Origin of the sequence: Enterobacter chuandaensis (assembly GCF_039718975.1) — a bacterium.
Lineage (GTDB): Bacteria > Pseudomonadota > Gammaproteobacteria > Enterobacterales > Enterobacteriaceae > Enterobacter > Enterobacter chuandaensis.
The window spans coordinates 1,622,579-1,645,031 of the sequence record NZ_CP097173.1 but is presented as its reverse complement, the minus strand read 5'-3'; the positions used below and the strand labels follow the sequence as shown (position 1 = coordinate 1,645,031).

General features: G+C 56.0%; 15 protein-coding genes. 5 read left to right on the top strand and 10 right to left on the bottom strand.

The window, feature by feature from the left end:
• The first annotated feature begins 42 nt into the window (after positions 1-42).
• Together pflB and pflA are read left to right on the top strand one after the other, a co-directional pair.
• Positions 43-2,325, top strand: coding sequence for a formate C-acetyltransferase (gene pflB, locus MX657_RS07895; protein WP_080327703.1), 2,283 nt, complete (start codon positions 43-45; stop codon positions 2,323-2,325).
• Positions 2,326-2,529: 204 nt separating this feature from the next.
• Positions 2,530-3,270, top strand: a complete 741-nt coding sequence (gene pflA / locus MX657_RS07890; protein WP_080327704.1) for a pyruvate formate lyase 1-activating protein — start codon at positions 2,530-2,532, stop codon at positions 3,268-3,270.
• A gap of 36 nt (positions 3,271-3,306) precedes the next feature.
• Here pflA and MX657_RS07885 read toward each other — a convergent pair whose 3' ends face one another.
• The 10 genes from MX657_RS07885 to lrp form a co-directional block, all read right to left on the bottom strand.
• On the bottom strand, positions 3,307-3,822 hold the full coding sequence (locus MX657_RS07885) for an anti-virulence regulator CigR family protein (protein ID WP_119914966.1): 516 nt from the start codon (positions 3,820-3,822) through the stop codon (positions 3,307-3,309).
• A 123-nt stretch (positions 3,823-3,945) separates the two neighbouring features.
• On the bottom strand, positions 3,946-5,094 hold the full coding sequence (locus tag MX657_RS07880) for an MFS transporter (protein ID WP_045261768.1): 1,149 nt from the start codon (positions 5,092-5,094) through the stop codon (positions 3,946-3,948).
• A gap of 274 nt (positions 5,095-5,368) precedes the next feature.
• Positions 5,369-6,232 (bottom strand): dimethyl sulfoxide reductase anchor subunit family protein, encoded by an 864-nt coding sequence (locus MX657_RS07875; protein ID WP_346807979.1) that lies wholly within the window; start codon positions 6,230-6,232, stop codon positions 5,369-5,371.
• A 1-nt stretch (position 6,233) separates the two neighbouring features.
• Positions 6,234-6,851 carry a DMSO/selenate family reductase complex B subunit gene (locus MX657_RS07870; protein WP_119914967.1) on the bottom strand — a complete coding sequence of 206 codons (618 nt, stop codon included), beginning with the start codon at positions 6,849-6,851 and terminating at the stop codon, positions 6,234-6,236.
• 10 nt (positions 6,852-6,861) lie between these two features.
• The gene (dmsA, locus tag MX657_RS07865) at positions 6,862-9,306 is read right to left on the bottom strand and encodes a dimethylsulfoxide reductase subunit A (protein WP_346807977.1); all 2,445 of its coding nucleotides are present in this window, start codon (positions 9,304-9,306) and stop codon (positions 6,862-6,864) included.
• Positions 9,307-9,517: 211 nt separating this feature from the next.
• Positions 9,518-10,810, bottom strand: a complete 1,293-nt coding sequence (gene serS, locus MX657_RS07860) for a serine--tRNA ligase (RefSeq protein ID WP_080327709.1) — start codon at positions 10,808-10,810, stop codon at positions 9,518-9,520.
• Between the two features lie 92 nt (positions 10,811-10,902).
• Complete coding sequence (gene rarA, locus MX657_RS07855; protein ID WP_346807976.1) at positions 10,903-12,246, bottom strand: replication-associated recombination protein RarA; 1,344 nt, start codon at positions 12,244-12,246, stop codon at positions 10,903-10,905.
• A 9-nt stretch (positions 12,247-12,255) separates the two neighbouring features.
• A complete protein-coding gene (lolA, locus tag MX657_RS07850) occupies positions 12,256-12,870 on the bottom strand; it encodes an outer membrane lipoprotein chaperone LolA (RefSeq protein ID WP_014883204.1) in 615 nt (204 codons plus the stop codon).
• 127 nt (positions 12,871-12,997) lie between these two features.
• Positions 12,998-16,696, bottom strand: a complete 3,699-nt coding sequence (locus MX657_RS07845) for a DNA translocase FtsK 4TM domain-containing protein (protein WP_346807973.1) — start codon at positions 16,694-16,696, stop codon at positions 12,998-13,000.
• 135 nt (positions 16,697-16,831) lie between these two features.
• Positions 16,832-17,326 (bottom strand): leucine-responsive transcriptional regulator Lrp, encoded by a 495-nt coding sequence (gene lrp, locus MX657_RS07840; RefSeq protein ID WP_000228469.1) that lies wholly within the window; start codon positions 17,324-17,326, stop codon positions 16,832-16,834.
• A 544-nt stretch (positions 17,327-17,870) separates the two neighbouring features.
• Between lrp and trxB the strand changes: the two genes are divergently transcribed.
• The 3 genes from trxB (at position 17,871) to cydC (ending at position 22,440) form a co-directional block, all read left to right on the top strand.
• A complete protein-coding gene (gene trxB, locus MX657_RS07835) occupies positions 17,871-18,839 on the top strand; it encodes a thioredoxin-disulfide reductase (RefSeq protein WP_047368204.1) in 969 nt (322 codons plus the stop codon).
• Positions 18,840-18,952: 113 nt separating this feature from the next.
• A complete protein-coding gene (gene cydD, locus MX657_RS07830; protein WP_346807967.1) occupies positions 18,953-20,719 on the top strand; it encodes a heme ABC transporter permease/ATP-binding protein CydD in 1,767 nt (588 codons plus the stop codon).
• A complete protein-coding gene (gene cydC / locus MX657_RS07825) occupies positions 20,719-22,440 on the top strand; it encodes a heme ABC transporter ATP-binding protein/permease CydC (protein WP_346807965.1) in 1,722 nt (573 codons plus the stop codon). Before cydD ends, cydC begins: the two co-directional genes overlap by 1 nt.
• The last annotated feature ends 13 nt before the right edge of the window (positions 22,441-22,453 follow it).

Sequence of the window (22,453 nt, the reverse complement as noted above, 5' to 3'; positions counted from 1 at the left end):
CAGGCAGTAAATAAAAAATCCACTTAAGAAGGTAGGTGTTACATGTCCGAGCTTAATGAAAAGTTAGCCACAGCCTGGGAAGGTTTTGCGAAAGGTGACTGGCAGAATGAAGTAAACGTCCGTGACTTCATTCAGAAAAACTATACCCCGTATGAAGGTGACGAATCCTTCCTGGCTGGTGCAACTGACGCAACCACCAAGCTGTGGGACAGCGTAATGGAAGGCGTTAAACTGGAAAACCGCACTCACGCGCCAGTTGATTTTGACACCTCCGTTGCATCCACCATCACTTCTCACGATGCTGGCTACATCAACAAAGCCCTTGAGAAAATCGTTGGTCTGCAAACTGAAGCACCACTGAAACGCGCAATCATCCCGTTCGGTGGTATCAAAATGGTTGAAGGTTCCTGCAAAGCGTATAACCGCGAACTGGACCCAATGCTGAAAAAAATCTTCACAGAATACCGCAAAACCCATAACCAGGGCGTATTCGATGTTTACACCAAAGACATTCTGAACTGCCGTAAATCTGGCGTTCTGACTGGTCTGCCAGATGCGTATGGCCGTGGCCGTATCATCGGTGACTACCGTCGCGTTGCGCTGTACGGTATCGACTTCCTGATGAAAGACAAATACGCGCAGTTCGTTTCCCTGCAGTCCGACCTGGAAAACGGCGTAAACCTGGAAGCGACTATCCGTCTGCGTGAAGAGATCGCTGAACAGCACCGCGCGCTGGGTCAGATCAAAGAAATGGCAGCTAAATACGGCTGCGACATCTCTGGTCCTGCTACCAACGCTCAGGAAGCTATCCAGTGGACCTACTTCGGCTACCTGGCTGCGGTTAAGTCTCAGAACGGTGCAGCAATGTCCTTCGGTCGCGTATCCACCTTCCTGGATGCATATATCGAACGTGACCTGAAAGCAGGCAAAATCACCGAGCAAGACGCTCAGGAAATGATTGACCACCTGGTCATGAAACTGCGTATGGTTCGCTTCCTGCGTACCCCAGAATATGATGAACTGTTCTCTGGTGACCCAATCTGGGCAACAGAATCTATCGGTGGTATGGGCGTTGACGGCCGTACGCTGGTAACCAAAAACAGCTTCCGCTTCCTGAATACCCTGTACACCATGGGTCCTTCTCCGGAGCCGAACATCACCGTTCTGTGGTCTGAAAAACTGCCTCTGAACTTCAAGAAATTCGCCGCTAAAGTGTCCATCGACACCTCTTCTCTGCAGTACGAGAACGATGACCTGATGCGCCCTGACTTCAACAACGATGACTACGCTATCGCTTGCTGCGTAAGCCCAATGGTTGTTGGTAAACAAATGCAGTTCTTCGGTGCGCGTGCTAACCTGGCGAAAACCATGCTGTACGCTATCAACGGCGGCGTTGATGAAAAACTGAAAATGCAGGTTGGTCCTAAGTCTGAGCCAATTAAAGGCGACGTGCTGAACTATGACGAAGTCATGGATCGCATGGACCACTTCATGGACTGGCTGGCTAAGCAGTACGTGACCGCGCTGAACGTTATCCACTACATGCACGACAAGTACAGCTACGAAGCCTCTCTGATGGCGCTGCACGACCGTGACGTGGTTCGCACCATGGCGTGTGGTATCGCAGGTCTGTCCGTGGCTGCTGACTCCCTGTCTGCAATCAAATACGCGAAAGTTAAACCAATTCGTGACGAAGACGGCCTGGCCGTAGACTTCGAAATCGAAGGTGAATATCCGCAGTTTGGTAACAACGACGCTCGCGTTGATGACATGGCGGTTGACCTGGTAGAACGTTTCATGAAGAAAATTCAGAAACTCACTACCTACCGTAACGCTATCCCGACTCAGTCTGTTCTGACCATCACCTCTAACGTCGTGTATGGTAAGAAAACCGGTAACACCCCAGACGGTCGTCGTGCTGGCGCGCCATTCGGCCCAGGTGCTAACCCAATGCACGGTCGTGACCAGAAAGGTGCTGTTGCCTCTCTGACCTCCGTTGCAAAACTGCCGTTTGCTTACGCGAAAGATGGTATCTCTTACACCTTCTCTATCGTGCCAAACGCGCTGGGTAAAGACGACGAAGTGCGTAAAACTAACCTCGCGGGTCTGATGGATGGTTACTTCCACCACGAAGCGTCCATCGAAGGTGGTCAGCACCTGAACGTGAACGTTATGAACCGTGAAATGCTGCTCGACGCGATGGAACACCCTGAGAAATATCCTCAGCTGACCATCCGCGTATCTGGCTACGCAGTACGTTTTAACTCCCTGACTAAAGAACAGCAGCAGGACGTTATCACCCGTACTTTCACTCAGTCCATGTAAGTGGAATTGACTGAAATCACGCGTTAAAAAGCGTACAATAAAGGCTCCACGTCAGTGGGGCCTTTTTAGCACCCTCTCCACCTCAGTCTCTTTTGTCCGCTATCTATACTCTATGGATATCAGCCAAAACAGACTTAAACACAGCCGGTTTTGAGCTGTGCATACACAGGCCCCGGACGGGCCGATGCTGGAGATATCACCGCAATGTCAACTATTGGTCGCATTCACTCCTTTGAATCCTGTGGCACCGTCGATGGCCCAGGGATCCGCTTTATTACCTTTTTCCAGGGCTGCCTGATGCGCTGCCTGTACTGCCATAACCGCGACACCTGGGATACCCATGGCGGTAAAGAAGTTACCGTTGAAGATCTGATGAAAGAGGTGGTGACCTATCGCCACTTTATGAACGCATCCGGCGGTGGCGTGACGGCATCTGGCGGTGAAGCCATTCTTCAGGCTGAGTTTGTCCGCGACTGGTTCCGCGCCTGCCGCAAAGAAGGTATTCATACCTGCCTCGATACCAACGGCTTTGTACGCCGCTACGATCCGGTTATTGATGAACTGCTCGACGTGACCGATCTGGTGATGCTCGATCTCAAACAGATGAACGATGAGATCCACCAGAACCTGGTCGGTGTTTCCAACCACCGCACGCTGGAGTTTGCCAAATACATTGCCGACAAAGGCATTAAAACCTGGATCCGCTACGTGGTTGTTCCCGGCTGGTCAGATGACGACGACTCCGCGCACCGCCTGGGTGAATTTACCCGCGACATGGGCAACGTCGAAAAAATTGAGCTTCTGCCCTATCACGAGCTGGGTAAACATAAATGGGTGGCGATGGGCGAAGAGTACAAACTCGATGGCGTGAAGCCGCCGAAAAAAGAGACGATGGAACGCGTGAAAGGTATTCTTGAGCAGTATGGCCACAAGGTCATGTATTAAAGAGAAGGCCCGGTAAGAACCGGGCCTTTTTATATTCTATTTAAAGACGCCGTTAATAACGGAGGTCACAATCGCCGTACTCAGCGCAATTAAGACGAGGTCGTCGCCGACCACTCGCCATTCATAGCCCGGGTAGGAAGGAAGCTGGCCGAGCATAGACGCTGGCACAGTTTTCTTCGCAATGCCCGGAGGAAGCGGTTTACCGCGTGCGAGGTTTTTCGCAATCCCCGGAGGCAGAGAGTCATAGCCCGTTAAGCCATAATTCAGTGCCAGATGACGGGCATGATCAAAGCTCACGCGAGCGTCGACGTCATTACCAACATCTTTGCTGTTTTTAAAGCTCTTGTCCGATTTTCCTGGGTTATCCTGACCGTTATTTTGCTTATTACCATGGTTACCGGAATTACCGTGATTGCCGCTATTACCCTGTCCGCCACTGTTTCCGTGACCACCGCCATTCCCGTTACCAGGATTAGCCATGACCGGAGCCGTTGCAAACGTTAAAGACAACACTACGGCAAGTGCGGTAGTGGAAAAACGACGTGTAGACATGATTGCTGCCTTTTAGTGGTAGAACTCATTTGAATTATCGCCAGGCGGGAAAAACAAACAATGAGTAAAAGTCTTATATGTGACAGGGACAAAAAAGCCTGTCATCGACAGGCTTTTTTATCATCAGGCATGAGCCACAGGGGTTGGATGCTCGCCCGCTTTGCGCAGCAGCATCAGGAGATAAATAAATGAGACGCTGGCGATCATGATAAACAGCAAATTATCGGAATAATTTTGCATGAGCATGGCGGTAAACGTCGGTCCCAGCAGGCTGCCGATGGTATAGCTTAATAACAGCGCCTGGTTCATTGCCACCAACTGGTGATGTTCAACTTTCTCGCAGGCCCAGGCCATCGCGACCGGATAGAGCGTGAAGCCTGCGGCCCCCAGAATAAACAGCGCAGGCGCCATGGCGGCATTGCTGAGCATTGCAAGGCATCCCATGATCACCACGAAGACCTGAACGCGTAGCACCAGCAGACGACCAAAGCGGTCCGCCAGACGGCCAATCGGCCATTGCCCCACAATACCTGCACTGACCATCACCGCCATCCAGAAACCAATTCCGGAATCGCTCACGCCCTGATGATTCAGGTAGAGCGGCATCAGGCCATAGAGCGAGCCCAGTACAATTCCCGAGATAATGCAGCCGTTAACGCCCAGACGCGCCTGACGGAGCCTCAACATCGGCCAGACGTGGGTCGCTTCCTGATGTTCGCTGTTCTGGTTCACAATGCGCGTAAAGAGCAGCGGCAGGATCGCGGCCAGCACCATACCGGTTACCCACGGCAGCACGCTCATCAGGTCGGTTGGCAGCTTGCTGACCATCAGTTGACCCAGCACGGTACCGACATAGTAAACCATCATATAGGCCGCCAGCAGGCGTCCGCGGTTGCGGGAGGTGCCGCTGCACATCAGCGCACTTTCAACCACCACCCAAATCATTGCGCAGCCGACACCGGCGATAAAACGCCACGCCATCCAGCTCCAGAAGCCCACCATCAGACCCAGACCGGCGCATCCGGCAGCAAAAATCAGCGAGGCCAGGTAATAACTGCGATTAAAGCCAAAGCGCTTAATCAGGCTACCGGTTAATAATGTGCCCAGCAGGTTCCCGGTAAAAAAGGACGAGCTAACCATACCCACCTGCCAGGTCGGTAAGTTTTCATGGGCGAGCCACAGCGGGACGAGCGTATTTAACACCGCGATCGCGAGGGTCAACAGAAGCAGGCCACAGAGCAACAGAAGCACTGGCCGGGTATAGGTGGTCATGGATTAAAAACCGTGAGGAAGTTCAGATTTCGTGCGCATCATGCCACTGGCAAAAACAAAGTCAATCCACTGATTTAGCCGGCTCGCACAATATGTTCTCCGTCGATTTAAAAAACTTATCCTGCTAATGCAACGCCTGCTATAGATATTAATTATGTATATGTTTTTATTTATTAATGGCCGAAATTAAAACAAAACGACAGTCGAAAAATTTCATGAATGAAAAAGAAAAAGCCGGGCGCTATGTCCCGGCTTTTTATAACGAAAAATGAAATTAGCTGGCGATAGCCATACCGACCGTCATATGCAGGCCGTAAAACACACCGCGACCAATTAACTCCCCTGCCAGCACCAGCACAAAAGCCAGTGACAGGAGCGGCAGTGCAGGCTGATAACCTTTAAGCTGAGGGGCGATCCAGCACACCAGCGCAGCTGCCAGCAACACCACACGCCAGGCCATCAGCGAACCGTAGTCCGGCACGAGCGCAGAAGCCTGCTGGATAGAGCTGTGAATCGTAGCCAGTTCCGCTCCCTGCATCAGGGCGACCATTGCACTCACTACCAGCGCCAGCAGCGAAACGGCTGGCAGCAAACGCATTGCCCAGCCGTCTACCCCCGCAACGCGCAGCAGCAGGTAGCCCAGCAGCGGCCCGCCGATAAACATCGTCAGGAAGAAGCTCATCGGCGTCCAGAAGCTGTACCAGGTTGGGACGGTATCGATGGTGTTGTAGACCCGCACCATCATCCACACGAACACCACGCCCAGCACCATCGTCACGATCAGCCACAGGCTGCGCAGGCCCGCAGGCAATTTCTTCAGCGCAGCCAGCAGCCAGCCCAGCCCGCCGACGGCAAAGAAGATTGCCCCGCTGGCAATTTCGTTACTGAGCGACGACGCCCCTACGCGGTTCAGAGAGTTAAACGCGCGCATCGGTGAGCCCAGGTGCAGCGTAGACGCGATAAATCCAATCCCCATCAGCACCCACAGGCCAAACATGCTCAACACTAAACGCTGCTGCTGTTCGGCATTGAGGTTCCCTTTTAACAGCGCGAGCGCCAGAACAATGAAGCCGCCCACTACGCACTGCCCAAAGACCGTGAAGATCATCAGCGGCCATTCATGCCATCCACTTCCCATCTCACACCTCCTTCGGGTTTGCCAGGTAGCCGGTGGTGTCACCCGTCGGACGGCTGTTGGCGTTAGGTTTAATCACAATACTTGGCTTCGTAAAGTGCGCTGACGGTAGCGGTGCCACAGCGGCAAGCTGACCATGCTTTTGACGTAGCTCTTCTATCGGCCCAAAATCCAGCGCGCGCAGCGGGCAGGACTCGACGCAGATTGGCTTTTTGCCGTCCGCGACGCGGCTGTGGCAGCCGTCGCATTTGGTCATATGCCCTTTGGCTTCGTTGTACTGCGGTGCGCCATACGGGCACGCCATATGGCAGTAGCGGCAGCCGATGCACACATCTTCATCCACCACGACAAAACCATCCTCGCGCTTGTGCATCGCCCCGCTCGGGCACACCTTCGTGCAGGCCGGATCTTCGCAGTGGTTGCAGGCAATCGAGAGGTAATAGGCAAAAACGTTCTGATGCCAGACGCCGTTATCTTCCTGCCAGTCGCCCCCGGCGTATTCGTAAATGCGGCGGAAGCTCACGTCCGGAGTGAGATCTTTGTAATCTTTACAGGCCAGCTCGCAGGTTTTGCACCCGGTGCAACGGCTGGAATCAATGAAAAATCCATACTGGGTTGTCATCGGTTACTCCTTAAACCTTTTCAACCTGGACAAGGTTTGTGTGAGACGGGTTGCCTTTCGCCAGCGGCGACGGACGCTGCGTGGTCAGGACGTTGATATTGCCTGCCAGGTCGATGCGGTTGGCATCCGGGCTGTACCAGGCCCCTTCGCCCAGCGCCACTACGCCAGGCATCATGCGCGGTGTCACTTTGGCTTCAATGTGCACCTCGCCGCGACCGTTGAAGATACGCACGCGATCCCCATTGCTGATACCACGTGCTTTGGCATCCATCGGGTTGATCCACATCTCCTGACGGCAGGCGGCTTTCAGTACGTCGACGTTGCCGTAGGTGGAGTGCACGCGCGCTTTGTAGTGGAAACCGGTCAGCTGCAGCGGGAATTTCGCCGTCAGCGGATCGTTATAGTTTTCGAACCCCGGCGTGTAGATCGGCAGCGGATCGATAACATCGCCTTCCGGCAGCTCCCAGGTCGATGCGATTTTTGCCAGCGCTTCGGAGTAGATTTCGATTTTGCCCGACGGCGTGGTTAGCGGATTCGCCTGCGGATCTTCACGGAACGCTTTATACGCCACGTGATGCCCTTCCGGGTCACGCTGCTTGTACATGCCCTGCTTGCGGAAGGTATCGAAGTCCGGCAGGTCAGGAATCGCTTTACGAGAGAGTTCGTGCAGATGGCGCATCCACCCTTCCTGCGTGCGTCCCTCGGTAAACTGCTGCTCAACGCCAAGACGTTTCGCCAGCTCGGAGGTCATCTCATAGATGGTTTTGCACTCGAAGCGCGGCTTGATGGCCTGGTCGGTAAAGATCACGTAGGACATGTTGCCGCAGGATGCATCCAGCGCGAAATCCATCTGCTCGGAGGCGGTGCAGTCCGGCAGCAGAATATCGGCATATTTTGCCGAGGAGGTCATGTGGCAGTCGATCACCACAATCATCTCGCACTTCTTGTCGTCCTGCAGGATTTCATGGGTGCGGTTGATTTCCGAGTGCTGGTTGATGAGACAATTACCGGCGTAGTTCCAGATCATCTTGATCGGTACATCCAGCTTGTCCTTACCACGCACACCGTCGCGCAGGGCGGTCATTTCCGCACCACGTTCAATCGCATCCGTCCACATAAACATGGAGATGCTGGTCTGAACCGGGTTATCCAGCGTCGGCATACGCTCAAACGGCACTTCATAAGAACCTTCGCGCGCGCCGGTGTTACCGCCATGAATGCCGACGTTGCCGGTCAGAATGGAGAGCATGGAGATGGCGCGGGTGGCGATTTCACCATTCGCATGACGCTGCGGTCCCCAACCCTGGCTGATGTAAGCCGGTTTAGCTGACCCAATCTCACGCGCCAGCTGAACAATGCGCTCAGCCGGAATACCGGTGATGGTGGACGCCCACTCCGGCGTTTTCGCTACCCCGTCGCTCCCCTGGCCGAGAATATACGCCTTGTAGTGACCATTTGCAGGCGCACTGGCTGGCAGGGTTTTCTCGTCATAACCCACGCAATATTTATCAAGGAATGGCTGATCGACAAGATTTTCAGTGATCATCACCCACGCCAGCGCGGAAACCAGTGCCGCATCGGTACCCGGACGGATTGGGATCCATTCATCTTCACGCCCGGCACCGGTGTCGGTATAGCGCGGATCGATAATGATCATGCGGGCATTGGACTTAGCTCGGGCCTGTTCGAGGTAGTAGGTTACCCCGCCGCCGCTCATGCGTGTTTCACCCGGGTTGTTACCGAACAGGACGACCAGCTTACTGTTTTCGATATCGGACGGGCTGTTGCCGTCGGCCCAGCCGCCGTAGGTGTAATTCAGGCCCGCGGCAATCTGTGCGGAAGAGTAGTCGCCGTAGTGGTTGAGATAACCGCCGCAGCAGTTCATCAGACGCGCGACCAGCGTTTTACCCGGTGGCCAGGAGCGGGTCAGCGTGCCGCCCAGCGTCCCGGTGCCATAGTTCAGGTAGATGGACTCGTTGCCGTACTCTTTGATCAGGCGCTGCATGTTGGTGGCGATAATGTCGTAGGCTTCGTCCCAGCTAATGCGCTCGAACTTCCCTTCCCCACGTTTACCGACACGCTTCATTGGGTATTTCAGACGATCCGGGTTATAGACGCGGCGACGCATGGAACGACCGCGCAGGCAGGCGCGAACCTGGTGTAACCCTTCGTAGTTATCGTCCCCGGTGTTGTCGGTTTCGACATACTTAATTTCGCCATCCACCACATGCATACGCAGCGGACAACGGCTACCGCAGTTTACGGTACACGCACTCCACACCACTTTTTCCGGAGCTGCGGCTGAGGATAGTGCATCCGCCGCCGACGCCAGCCGGGTAAAAGGGAGCGTGAAGGCGCTGCTGGCTACAGCCAGGCCGCCTATTGCCGTGGTTTTCATCAACCCACGGCGAGTGACCTCGGCAGCCATTAACGCTTCAGGCGCTTTGATTTTCATAGAGACTCACTTTGGTTGCTCACAAAGAAAAGAGAGGCGGCACAAACCGCTATATAGTTTTATAAATAACGAATTTCTTCGTAATCAGCGTTTTATGCTGACTTTCATTCGGAGGAGTATTACTACTTTAGAGGGAGGGGGTATTGCGTCGTGTCAATTCAGAGGCATAAAAAAAGCGCCCGAAGGCGCTTTTTTGTTGTGAGGCAAAGAATTAGCCGATGTACTGCTGGCCTTTCATGTATGGACGCAGCACTTCAGGGATCTCGATACGACCATCTGCCTGCTGGTAGTTTTCCAGCACGGCAACCAGGGTACGGCCAACAGCCAGACCAGAACCGTTCAGGGTATGCACCAGACGGGTTTTCTTGTCAGATTTGCTGCGGCAGCGTGCCTGCATGCGGCGCGCCTGGAAATCCCAGACGTTAGAGCAGGAGGAAATTTCACGGTAGGTGTTCTGCGCAGGCACCCAGACTTCCAGGTCGAAGGTTTTGCAGGCACCAAAGCCCATGTCACCGGTGCACAGCGCCATACGGCGATACGGCAGGCCCAGTAGCTCCAGCACTTTTTCCGCGTGGCCGGTCATCTCTTCCAGCGCGTCCATGGACTCTTCAGGACGAACAATCTGCACCATCTCAACTTTGTCGAACTGGTGCATACGGATCAGACCACGGGTGTCACGACCGTAAGAACCGGCTTCAGAACGGAAGCATGGTGAGTGTGCCGTCAGCTTGATTGGCAGATCGTCTTCGTCAATGATCTCGTCACGCACGAGATTGGTCAGCGGCACTTCCGCGGTTGGGATCAGCGCATAGTTGCTGCTGTCTGCTTCCTCGTCCAGCGGACGGGTATGGAACAGATCGCCGGCAAATTTCGGCAGCTGGCCCGTACCGTACAACGTATCGTGGTTAACCAGATACGGAACGTAGGTTTCGCTGTAGCCGTGCTGCTCGGTGTGCAGATCCAGCATGAACTGCGCCAGCGCGCGGTGCAGATGGGCAATCTGGCCCTTCATCACCACGAAGCGAGAACCGGTCAGCTTAACCGCCGCCGCAAAGTCCAGCCCTGCGTGCATTTCGCCCAGCGTCACGTGATCGCGAACCTCGAAGTCGAACTCGCGAGGCGTGCCCCAGCGTTTCACTTCAACGTTGTCGTTTTCGTCTTTGCCGACTGGCACGCTGTCGTCAGGAATGTTCGGGATAGCCAGAGCGATATCACGAATTTCGGCCTGAAGAACGTCCAGTTCCGCTTTTGCCTGATCCAGTTCTTCACCCAGCTTGTTCACTTCCAGGCGTAATGGCTCAATATCTTCCCCGCGCGCTTTCGCCTGGCCAATGGATTTCGATCGAGAGTTACGCTCTGCCTGCAGATTTTCAGTTTGTACCTGCAGAACTTTACGACGCTCTTCAAGAGCGCGCAGCTTATCTACATCCAGCTTATAGCCCCGGCGTGCCAGTTTTTCAGCGACTGCGTCTGGCTCATTACGCAGCAGATTGGGATCGAGCATGCTTATCCTGTGCTTATCGAATTAAAATAGGAAAATGTGACCACAGCCTGCGGCCACAAGGATACATTGCCAACATTACCGCAACGATTGAACTAACGGTAGCGTTTTATAGGGCTATTTTGATCCTGTCCGGCGAGCCAGGTGAGCTTTTCACCAATCTTGCCTTCAAGACCTCTGTTTGTGGGGTGATAATAGCGCGTTTGTGCCATCTCCTGCGGGAAATATTCCTCCCCGGCAGCGTAGGCGTTGGGCTCGTCGTGCGCGTAGCGATACTCCTGCCCGTAGCCCATCTCTTTCATCAGTTTGGTTGGCGCATTGCGCAGATGAACCGGCACATCGTAGTCCGGGCGCTCGCGAGCATCCGACATCGCCGCTTTGAAAGCGGTATAGACCGCATTACTTTTCGGCGCGCAGGCCAGATAGACAATCGCCTGCGCAATGGCGCGTTCGCCTTCCGCTGGCCCGACGCGGGTGAAGCAGTCCCATGCAGAGATAGCGACCTGCATGGCACGCGGATCGGCATTACCGACATCTTCTGACGCAATCGCCAGACAGCGACGCGCCACATACAGGGGATCGCCACCCGCGGTGATAATACGTGCGTACCAGTAGAGCGCCGCATCCGGGGCGCTGCCGCGCACGGACTTATGCAGCGCCGAGATCAGATCGTAAAAACGATCGCCTTTGTTATCAAAACGCGCGCTGCGTTCACCAGCTATTTCGGTCAGCAGCTCCTGCTTCAGCACCCGCTTTCCGGCATCATCCACTTCGGCCATATCGGCCATCATTTCCAGCGTGTTCAGCGCGCGGCGCGCATCGCCGTTGACCAGTTCCGCAATCGCCCGACGCGTGTCGTCAGGCAGAACGATATCCTGCCCGCCGTAGCCGCGCGCCTTATCCTCCATCGCCTGAGTCAGAACCTTTTCGATATCCTCTGTGGTCAGGGATTTAAGCAGGTAGACGCGGGCGCGGGAAAGCAGCGCGGAGTTGAGTTCAAACGACGGGTTTTCGGTGGTGGCGCCGATGAAAAAGATCGTACCGTCCTCAATATGCGGCAGGAACGCATCCTGCTGGCTCTTGTTGAAGCGGTGGACTTCATCGACAAAAAGAATGGTGCGGCGCCCGGCATTGCGGTTTTGCCGTGCCCGCTCGATTGCCTCGCGGATCTCCTTCACGCCCGACGTCACCGCCGAGATGCGCTCAACGTCCGCATTAGCATAGCGGGCGATCACTTCAGCGAGGGTTGTTTTGCCGGTGCCGGGTGGCCCCCAGAGGATCATCGAGTGCAGATGCCCGGCCTCAATGGCGCGCGGCAAGGGTTTCCCTGCAGCCAGCAGATGCTGCTGACCGATGTACTGCGCTAAATTTTCTGGCCGCATACGGGCGGCCAGAGGTTGAAACGCATTATCTGAAAAATCGAGCGACAGATTGCCCACTCATGCCTCTTACTTATTGCGTTGGTCGTCCACCGTCACGCCCTGCGGCGGGGTAAAGGTGAATTTCGATGCGTCAACGGCGCCGTTCTGTTGAGACTTAAGCTGATAGCTGCTGCGCTGATCGTCCTGCTCAACCGCGCCGAACTGATTAATGGTACCGTTGGTGCTTACGTTAATGGTGAACTGCTTCAGATTGCCGTTGCTGCCTTTTGGCGTCAGGACAAACTCGTCACCGTTTTGTTTAATATTGTACTGCTGCCAGTCGCTGGCCTGGTTGCGGGCGATCAGCATAAATGGCGTATTGCTGGTCGCATCTTTCAGCCAGGTCGCCGTGGCCTGCTCAACAAATGGGTTGAAGAACCACAGGGTTTTACCGTCAGAAACCAGAATACTTTCATCCGGCTGGGTCATATGCCAGTTAAACAGATTAGGGCGTTTCACCCACAAATCACCCTGTCCTTCCTGCACCGCGTTACCGCTACCGTCAGTCACTTTTTGCGTGAAGCTGGCGTGGAAGCTGCTTACTTTATCCAGTCGGCTTTTAAGGTCGCTGGCTGCATCAGCCCAGACGCTGCTGGCAACAAAACTGGTGAGTAATGCACAGGCGATGGCGATTTTTTTCATTGTTATTCCTTAAAATACGTCTTCCCGAAATGGGGTTTCCGTTTCTATTCTGGACCTGCCCGAAGGCAGGCGACAGAAGAATATGCTTAATTTTTGTTGATTTACCCTTCTTTGCAATCGCTGAAGGTTAATCAAACGGCGGCGGTGCCAGCACCTCACGGTTACCGTTGTGCCCCTGCTCGCTCACAATGCCCTGCGCTTCCATCTGCTCAATGATACGCGCCGCGCGGTTGTAGCCGATGCGGAACTGGCGCTGCACGCCAGAGATGGATGCCTTACGTTTTTCAGTAACGAAATTAACCGCCTGATCGAATAATGGATCCAGCTCTTCGCCGCCGTCAAAGCCACCGCCGCCGCCTTCGCTTTCGCTGTCGGAAGTAATGCCATCAACGTATTGCGGACGTCCGCGCGCCTTCCAGTCCTGCACCACGGCGTGCACTTCCTGATCGCGAACAAACGCGCCGTGCACACGCACCGGAGAGGTGGAGTTCGGGCCGGAGTACAGCATGTCACCCATTCCCAGCAGCGACTCAGCGCCGCCCTGGTCGAGAATGGTACGGGAGTCGATTTTGCTCGAAACGGTAAACGCGATACGGGTTGGAATGTTCGCCTTAATCAGACCGGTGATTACGTCCACAGACGGACGCTGGGTTGCCAGTACCAGATGGATACCCGCCGCACGCGCTTTCTGTGCCAGACGCGCGATCAGCTCTTCCACCTTCTTACCAACGGTCATCATCAGGTCGGCGAATTCATCCACCAGCACGACGATATAAGGCAGTTTTTCCAGCACCGGATGCTGGGCATCCATGCTGTCACCCGGCTTCCAGTATGGATCCGGGATCGGACGGCCCATGCGCGCCGCCTCGGCGATTTTTTCGTTGTAACCGGCCAGGTTACGCACGCCCAGCGCCGACATCAGCTTGTAGCGGCGCTCCATCTCGTTGACGCTCCAGCGCAATGCATTGGCGGCGTCCTTCATGTCGGTGACCACTTCCGTCAGCAGATGCGGAATGCCTTCATAGACCGACAGTTCGAGCATTTTCGGGTCGATCATGATGAAACGCACATCTTCCGGCTGCGCTTTATAGAGCATGCTGAGGATCATGGCGTTCACGCCGACAGACTTACCGGAACCAGTCGTACCGGCCACCAGCAGGTGCGGCATTTTTGCGAGATCTGCCACCACCGGATCGCCCGCGATATCTTTACCCAACACCACGGTCAGCGGGGACGGGTTATCGCGGAACTTGGTATTATCCAGCACTTCACGCAGGTAAACGGTCTGACGTTTCTTGTTCGGCAGCTCAAGACCAACGTACGGTTTACCCGGAATTACTTCCACCACACGTACCGCCACGGTTGAGAGAGAACGCGCCAGGTCACGAGACAGGTTAGAAATACGCGCCGCTTTTACGCCCGGCGCCAGGTTCAGTTCGAAACGGGTGATCACCGGGCCCGGCGAGTAGTTCACCACATCCGCCTTGATGCGGAAGTCAGCCAGACGGGCTTCCACCAGACGGGCCATCTGCTCCAGCGCAAACGTATCAACCGGCTCGACTTCAACCGGTGGCGGCGTCAACAGATCCAGCGACGGCAGCGGCGTGCTCGGACGCTGCAGCGGACGGCTGTCACCGTTACGCATCAGCAGCGGGTGAATCAGGCTCTCCTGCGGCTGTGGCGCTGGCTGCTGGAACTGCGGCGGCTGTTGTTGTGGCTGCTGCGGCTGCGCATACGGCTGCTGAACAGGTTGCTGCGGCTGCGCGTATGTCTGTGTCTGAGGCGCTGGCTGCTGACGCACAGGCTCTGCTTCAGGCATCACGCTCGGGGTGAATAAAGGCTCGCTCGGGCCATCATCCACCAGATCTTTCATTGGCGAGAACTCGAAATCCGACAATGAGAACGGGTTTGCACCAGCAGGCTGTTCGCCTGAGTAACGCTGCTGCTGAGTGGCCGCAAACTGACGCGCTAATTCGGCTTCAGCCGCGTCATCTTCGTCTTCCAGCATCGGTTCATCGTGCTGATAGTCTTCACCATAGCGCTGATTCTGCTGCGCAGCGAACTGGCGCGCCAGTTCGTCCTGCTGCATCTCGTCAGCATCATCCTCGTAGTCTGTCTCACGCGCTTTTTCTTCGGCCATCCGCTGAGAAGGCAACTTGATCCCATAGGAGGCAAGCTCACGACGGGTTGGAACGCGGACGCGGTTAGGGCGAGGCAACTGCGGACCAATCCCCTCTTTCACCTGAGGACGCGGCGCGCCGCCCGTTGCCAGGCTAAAGACAGGTGCCGCCGCCGCTGCGGCCGCGGTAGCCTGCTTCACGCTTTCCGCTACGGGGGCAACAGCAGGCGTCGGGTCGACCGGCGGAACCGAAACCGACGGGGCTTTTATTGCGGGTTCCTGCACCGGTTCAGGCACAGGCTGGTACCATGCCGCCAGCTGTTCACGTTCACGAGCACGGCGTTCTTCAACTTCTTCAAAATAGTACATTGGCGGACGAGACGGTTTCGCCTCTTCCACCACCTCAGGTTCAGGCTGTGGCTCAACATAAGGCTGAGCAGGCTCGACCGGTTCAGGCACATATTCCTGATACGGCTGGGCCACCGGCGGCTCCTCATACTGCTGCGGTTCATACTCAGCCTGAGGCGGCTGATAAGGCTGCTGCCACTGCGCCTGCTGCACAGGAATATAGCTTTCAGGTTCAGGTGCAATTACCGGTTCCGGCGTGTGCACACCCGGTGCGGTCTGCCACGCAACCTGAGGCTGCTGAATAACGGATTCCGGCGGCGAAACCGCCTCGGATGGCGTCACGGCGTCGACAGGCGCGGCATACGCCTGCGCCGCGGTCGTTGCTGCTGCGGCTGCGGCAACCGGAGCGGTAACGGTATGACCGTTAAGCAGCGGATCGTATTCATCGAACTCTCCCGGCATCGCACGGTTGCCGGAGAAAAGCACATCGTCAGGATCGACGGTGGCACCCGCCGCACGGTATTCAACCTGCTCGTCTTCATCCATACGTTTACCGGAGAAGAGCGCCGCATCGGTTTTACGTCCTAGCGGGTTGGCAAATTTTTCAGCGACGCGCTGGCGACGCGCCAGGGCACCGCGCAGAATACGGGCACGACGAGATTCACGACGCTGCACCGGGGCATCGTCCTCCTCTTCGTATTCATCTTCATATTCTTCTTCATCGACCCACGTGTCGTCGCGGCGGGTACGGTTGCTCGCGAAGGTAAGGAGGGTAAGAATAAAGCTGCCGATCTTCTCGGCAATGCTCACCCACGACCAGCCGGTAAACAGCGTCAGCCCGGCTGCCCAGATGCAGAGCAGCGCCAGCGTGCCGCCGCTGCTGTGAAGCATCGGCTGTAGCGCAGAGCTCAGCAGGCTGCCAATCACCCCACCGGAGGCGAAGTACCAGATATCATCGGCGTTAATCGCCGCCAGCCCGCAGGAGGTGAGGATCAGTGCCAGCGCGCCAATCAGGCGCAGGGAGACGGCAAAATAGTCGATGTAATCATCGTTCTGGCGATGACGCCATGCAAACCAGCATCCGCCAATGATAATGACGGGAATGGTGTAGGCCATCACACCGAAAATGAAAAAGAGCGTGTCCGCAAGCCAGGCTCCGGGTACGCCGCCTAAATTATGAATAGGCTCATGCCACGCGGTTTGCGACCAGCTGGGATCGGAGGGGTTGAAACTGAGTAAGGCTGCCATCAGCCACACGGCAAAAAGGGCAATAACGATCAGCAAAGCCTCGAGGAGACGACGTCCGCTGCTTAGCTTCGATAGTGTGACTTCTTTGTCTTCAGTGTATTCCTGGCTCAAGAAAGGCTCTCCAGGTATCAGGCATATCCTGCCTGTTTGCTAAAACGGACAACAGCGCCGGGGCTCCCCGGCACTGTTGCTGTATGGATTAACAGGAGTGTAATCAAACTACGCTGATTTTGCACCTGTTCCGTGTTAGCGCGTCTTAATAACCAGACGATTGCTCTGTTTGACCTCTTCCATCACCACATAGGTACGGGTGTCGTTCACGCCTGGCAGACGCAGCAGGGTTTCCCCCAGCAGCTTACGGTAGGCGGACATATCAGGCACACGGGTTTTCAACAGGTAGTCGAAATCACCGGACACCAGATGACACTCTTGAATTTCTTCAAGTTTTTGTACAGCGGCGTTAAATTGCTCAAACACATCCGGCGCACCACGATTCAGAGTAATCTCAACAAATACCAGAAGTGAGGCATCCAGATAATGCGGGTTCAGCAGAGCCGTATAGCCCTGAATAAAACCCTGTCTTTCCAGTCGGCGCACACGCTCAAGGCACGGCGTCGGGGAAAGTCCCACACGTTTTGAAAGCTCGACGTTGGAAATACGCCCATCCTTTTGCAATTCATTAAGAATGTTACGATCGATACGGTCGAGATCTTTGCCAGGGCGCTTCTTGCTATCTACCATTATTATTGTCTCTCTGTATTCCTTCCCTACTCCTGCCTGGACCCTGTGCACATCACTGTTCAGAGCCTGTACCCGTTAGTCATCACATCGCCTGGTTATGTATTAGACGCGATGCGGATTCGGGTTCTGTTGGTAAGAAGACCGCTGCCCGAAGGCTGTCACCGACATCACGTATGGCGTCTGTCCACGCCATGCGTAGATTTCACTGACACGGTAAAAATGGCATTTACGTGCATGCCTATGCGGCATACGGTTAACGCGGTTTTTTTTCTTCCTTGAATGTTTTCGCAAATGCGCAGGGGATTGTCAAAGCAAAACATCGTTTTTTAGTACAAGATGCCGGATATTCATTTCGGAGGGGTATTAATCCTCATTTTGCTGCCTTATAAACGAGCGGTTTTCAGTAGCAGGCGTGATGTAACCTTGCCAGATCCATCGGGCGCAGCTATTGCATATATCGAAAGCAAAATCCCTGTGCTCTTTTTTTACGGCAACAAATTCCCTACAATCCAGCCCATTGCCTGCCAACAACAATGGGGATCTCATGGGCACGACCAAACACAGTAAGTTGCTAATCCTTGGTTCCGGACCTGCGGGATATACCGCGGCGGTCTATGCTGCACGCGCTAACCTGCAGCCGGTGCTGATCACCGGTATGGAAAAAGGCGGTCAGTTGACCACCACCACGGAAGTGGAAAACTGGCCGGGTGACCCGAACGACCTGACCGGGCCGCTGCTGATGGAACGCATGCACGAGCATGCCACCAAATTCGAGACCGAAATTCTCTTCGACCACATTAACAAGGTCGATCTGCAGAACCGTCCGTTCCGCCTGACGGGCGACAGCGGCGAATACACCTGTGACGCGCTGATCATTGCCACTGGCGCCTCAGCCCGCTACCTGGGCCTGCCATCCGAAGAAGCGTTTAAAGGCCGCGGCGTCTCTGCCTGCGCCACCTGCGACGGTTTCTTCTATCGTAACCAGAAAGTCGCGGTTATCGGCGGCGGCAACACCGCGGTGGAAGAAGCGCTTTACCTGGCGAACATTGCCTCTGAAGTGCATCTGATCCACCGTCGCGACACCTTCCGCGCCGAGAAGATCCTGATTAAGCGCCTGATGGATAAAGTGGCGAGCGGCAACATCGTGCTGCACACCAACCGCACGCTGGAAGAAGTCACCGGCGATCAGATGGGCGTTGCGGGTCTGCGTATCCGCGATACCCAGAACACCGATAACGTCGAAACGCTGGAAGTGGCAGGCCTGTTTGTGGCTATCGGCCACAGCCCTAACACCGCGATTTTCGAAGGCCAGCTGGAGCTTGAGAACGGCTATATCAAAGTGCAGTCCGGCATCCACGGTAACGCGACTCAAACCAGCATACCGGGCGTGTTCGCGGCTGGCGACGTGATGGACCACATTTACCGTCAGGCGATCACCTCTGCAGGCACCGGTTGTATGGCCGCGCTGGATGCAGAACGCTACCTTGATGGACTGGCTGAACAAGGTAAATAATCTTTACAAGTCAGTAACAAACGTAAATAAAGGCGGCGATAAGTCGCCTTTATTGTCTCTCCGTTGTAACATTGCGCTGCCCAACTCTAATAACGTCACCTGCAAAGTACGCAATGGAAAAAACCCGTCAACAAGAGCTAACACGCTGGCTGAAACAGCAAAGCGTTATTTCCCGCCGCTGGCTTACGATCTCCCGTGTCCTGGGATTCGTTAGCGGTCTGTTGATTGTTGCCCAGGCATGGCTGCTGGCCCGCATTCTCAATCATATGATCATGGAGAACATTCCCCGCGAAGCGCTCCTGCTGCCCTTCATTGTCCTGATCCTGATTTTTGTCCTGCGCGCCTGGGTGGTGTGGCTGCGTGAACGTGTCGGTTTCCACGCCGGACAACATATCCGCTACGAGATCCGCCGTCAGGTACTCGATCGCCTTCAGGAAGCCGGGCCTGCGTGGATCCAGGGCAAACCGGCCGGAAGCTGGGCGACGCTGATCCTTGAACAGATTGACGATATGCACGACTACTACGCGCGCTATCTGCCGCAAATGGCCCTTGCCGTCTTCGTTCCGCTGCTGATTGTCATTGCCATCTTCCCGGTTAACTGGATGGCTGCGCTGATCCTGATGGGCACGGCCCCGCTGATCCCGCTGTTTATGGCGCTGGTTGGGATGGGGGCAGCAGATGCTAACCGCCGTAACTTTCTGGCACTGGGGCGCTTAAGCGGCCATTTCCTCGACCGCCTTCGCGGCATGGAGACGCTGCGCATCTTTGGCCGCGGCGAAGCGGAAACCGAGAACATTCGCCGGGCGTCGCAGGACTTCCGCCAGCGCACGATGGAAGTGTTACGCCTTGCGTTTCTCTCTTCCGGCGTGCTGGAATTCTTTACCTCGCTGTCGATTGCCCTCGTGGCGGTCTACTTCGGCTTCTCCTATCTTGGCGCGCTGGATTTCGGCCATTACGGCACGGCAGTAACCCTTTCTGCCGGTTTCCTGGCGCTGATCCTGGCCCCGGAATTTTTCCAGCCGCTACGCGATCTGGGGACCTTTTATCATGCCAAAGCGCAGGCGGTTGGCGCGGCAGATAGCCTGAAAACGTTCCTGGAAACGCCGCTGGCGCATCCGGAACGGGGTGACGTGACGCTGAACGCCAACGATCCCGTGACTATTGAAGCGCAGGACTTTTCCATTCTGTCACCCGAAGGCAAAGTGCTCGCGGGTCCGCTGAACTTTACCTTATCTGCCGGACAACGCGTGGTGCTGGTCGGCACCAGCGGCTCCGGGAAAAGTTCTCTGCTGAACGCCTTAGCCGGTTTTATGGCTTACACCGGCTCGCTGCGGGTAAACAAAGCTGAACTGCGTAATCTCGATCCCGACGCCTGGCGTAAGCAGCTCAGTTGGGTCGGACAAAACCCGCAGCTTCCGGCCTCTACGCTGCGCGAAAACGTCCTTCTGGCGCGCCCGAACGCGCGTGAAGATGAACTGCAATCGGTTCTCGACCGCGCGTGGGTCAGTGAATTTCTGCCGCTGCTCCCGCAAGGAGTGGATACCGTCGTCGGCGATCAGTCTGCCGGTCTGTCGGTCGGCCAGGCCCAGCGCGTGGCCGTTGCCCGCGCGCTGCTTAACCCGAGCCAGTTGCTGCTGCTGGATGAGCCCGCAGCCAGTCTGGATGCCCACAGCGAGCGGCGCGTGATGGAGGCGCTGAACGCCGCCTCGCGGCAGCAAACCACCCTGATGGTCACCCATCAGCTGGAAGGCATTGCCGACTGGGATGAGATCTGGGTCATGGAAAACGGCCGTATCGTTGAGCAAGGCAATTACGCCTCTCTTGTTGCCGCGCAGGGGCCGTTCGCCGCTCTGCTGGCTAACCGTCAGGAGGATATCTGATGCGTGCTCTGCTGCCTTATCTTGCGCTCTATAAACGCCATAAATGGATGCTGACCCTGGGCATTGTGCTGGCAATTGTGACGCTGCTCGCCAGCATCGGCCTGCTCACGCTTTCCGGCTGGTTCCTGTCAGCCTCTGCCGTCGCGGGATTCGCCGGGTTATACAGCTTCAACTATATGCTTCCCGCAGCTGGCGTGCGGGGTACCGCCATTACCCGTACTGCCGGACGCTATTTCGAGCGGCTGGTCAGCCACGACGCGACGTTCCGCGTCCTGCAGCACCTGCGCATTTATACCTTCAGCAAGCTGCTACCCCTCTCCCCTGCCGGGTTGGCGCGTTTTCGTCAGGGCGAGTTACTGAACCGTGTCGTTGCGGATGTCGACACGCTCGATCACCTGTACCTGCGCGTGATCTCCCCGATAGTGGGCGCGTTTGTGGTGATTGTGGTGGTCACGCTGGGGCTCTCTGTTCTGGATGTTCCCGTTGCGCTGGCGCTGGGCGGGATCATGCTGCTGACGCTCATCATTCTGCCGCCGCTGTTTTACCGTGCCGGAAAATCCACCGGGGAAAACCTGACGCGCCTGCGCGGAGATTACCGCCAGCAGCTGACCTCCTGGCTTCAGGGGCAAGCAGAGCTGACCATTTTTGGTGCCAGTAAGCGCTACCGCGCCCGCATGGAAAGTACGGAGCTGAACTGGCATGAAGCCCAGCGCCGCCAGTCGGAACTGACGGCCTTTTCCCAGGCGCTGATGATGCTGATCGGCGGCGTGGCGGTGATCGCCATGCTGTGGCTGGCTTCCGGCGATGTCGGCGGTAACACACAGCCAGGCCCTCTTATTGCCCTCTTCGTTTTCTGTGCGCTGGCCGCTTTTGAAGCGCTGGTCCCGGTGACGGGCGCCTTCCAGCATCTGGGACAGGTGATCGCCTCTGCCCTGCGCATCACCCAGATTGCAGAGCAGGAGCCTGAAGTGACGTTCAGAACCGGGGAAACTACGGTGCCTGAGCAGGTGGCGCTGACCCTTGATGCCGTAACCTTCGCCTACGATAAACAGGCGCAGAACGCGCTGGAAGGTATCACTCTTTCGGTCAATGCAGGACAGCGGATTGCGATCCTCGGCCGCACCGGCTGCGGTAAGTCGACGCTGTTGCAGCTGCTGACGCGCGCCTGGGATCCGAAGCGCGGCCAGATTCGTTTTAACGAGACACCGCTGGCAGATTTAAGTGAACAGGCACTCCGTAAGACCGTCAGCGTCGTCCCGCAGCGCGTACACCTCTTTAGCGCCACGCTGCGCGATAACCTGCTGTTGGCCGCACCGGAAGCGTCAGACGATGCGCTTCGCGCCATGCTGGAGCAGGTCGGGCTGCAAAAGCTGCTTGAGGACGAAGGGCTCAACAGCTGGCTGGGTGAAGGCGGTCGTCAGCTTTCCGGCGGAGAGCTGCGCCGTCTGGCGATTGCGCGTGCGCTGCTGCATGATGCTCCATTAATGCTGCTCGACGAACCGACCGAAGGGCTTGATGCGACAACCGAGAGCCAAATCCTTGATTTACTCGCGAATGTTATGACCGGCAAAACCGTGCTGATGGTGACACACCGCCTGCGCGGGCTGGCGAGTTTTGATCGGATAATTGTGATGGACAACGGACACATTATTGAGCAAGGTAGTCACGCAGAGCTGTTGGCGAAACAGGGTCGCTACTACCAGTTCAAACAGCGTCTGTAGACTATATTTGTAG

Bases quoted from the DNA above. Each gene is read 5' to 3' on its own strand.
- MX657_RS07880 (WP_045261768.1), bottom strand. From the start codon at position 5,094: ATGACCACCTATACCCGGCCAGTGCTTCTGTTGCTCTGTGGCCTGCTT.
- lrp (WP_000228469.1), bottom strand. From the start codon at position 17,326: ATGGTAGATAGCAAGAAGCGCCCTGGCAAAGATCTCGACCGTATCGAT.
- cydC (WP_346807965.1), top strand. From the start codon at position 20,719: ATGCGTGCTCTGCTGCCTTATCTTGCGCTCTATAAACGCCATAAATGG.
- MX657_RS07875 (WP_346807979.1), bottom strand. From the start codon at position 6,232: ATGGGAAGTGGATGGCATGAATGGCCGCTGATGATCTTCACGGTCTTT.
- serS (WP_080327709.1), bottom strand. From the start codon at position 10,810: ATGCTCGATCCCAATCTGCTGCGTAATGAGCCAGACGCAGTCGCTGAA.
- cydD (WP_346807967.1), top strand. From the start codon at position 18,953: ATGGAAAAAACCCGTCAACAAGAGCTAACACGCTGGCTGAAACAGCAA.
- pflA (WP_080327704.1), top strand. From the start codon at position 2,530: ATGTCAACTATTGGTCGCATTCACTCCTTTGAATCCTGTGGCACCGTC.
- dmsA (WP_346807977.1), bottom strand. From the start codon at position 9,306: ATGAAAATCAAAGCGCCTGAAGCGTTAATGGCTGCCGAGGTCACTCGC.
- trxB (WP_047368204.1), top strand. From the start codon at position 17,871: ATGGGCACGACCAAACACAGTAAGTTGCTAATCCTTGGTTCCGGACCT.
- MX657_RS07885 (WP_119914966.1), bottom strand. From the start codon at position 3,822: ATGTCTACACGTCGTTTTTCCACTACCGCACTTGCCGTAGTGTTGTCT.
- MX657_RS07870 (WP_119914967.1), bottom strand. From the start codon at position 6,851: ATGACAACCCAGTATGGATTTTTCATTGATTCCAGCCGTTGCACCGGG.
- lolA (WP_014883204.1), bottom strand. From the start codon at position 12,870: ATGAAAAAAATCGCCATCGCCTGTGCATTACTCACCAGTTTTGTTGCC.
- pflB (WP_080327703.1), top strand. From the start codon at position 43: ATGTCCGAGCTTAATGAAAAGTTAGCCACAGCCTGGGAAGGTTTTGCG.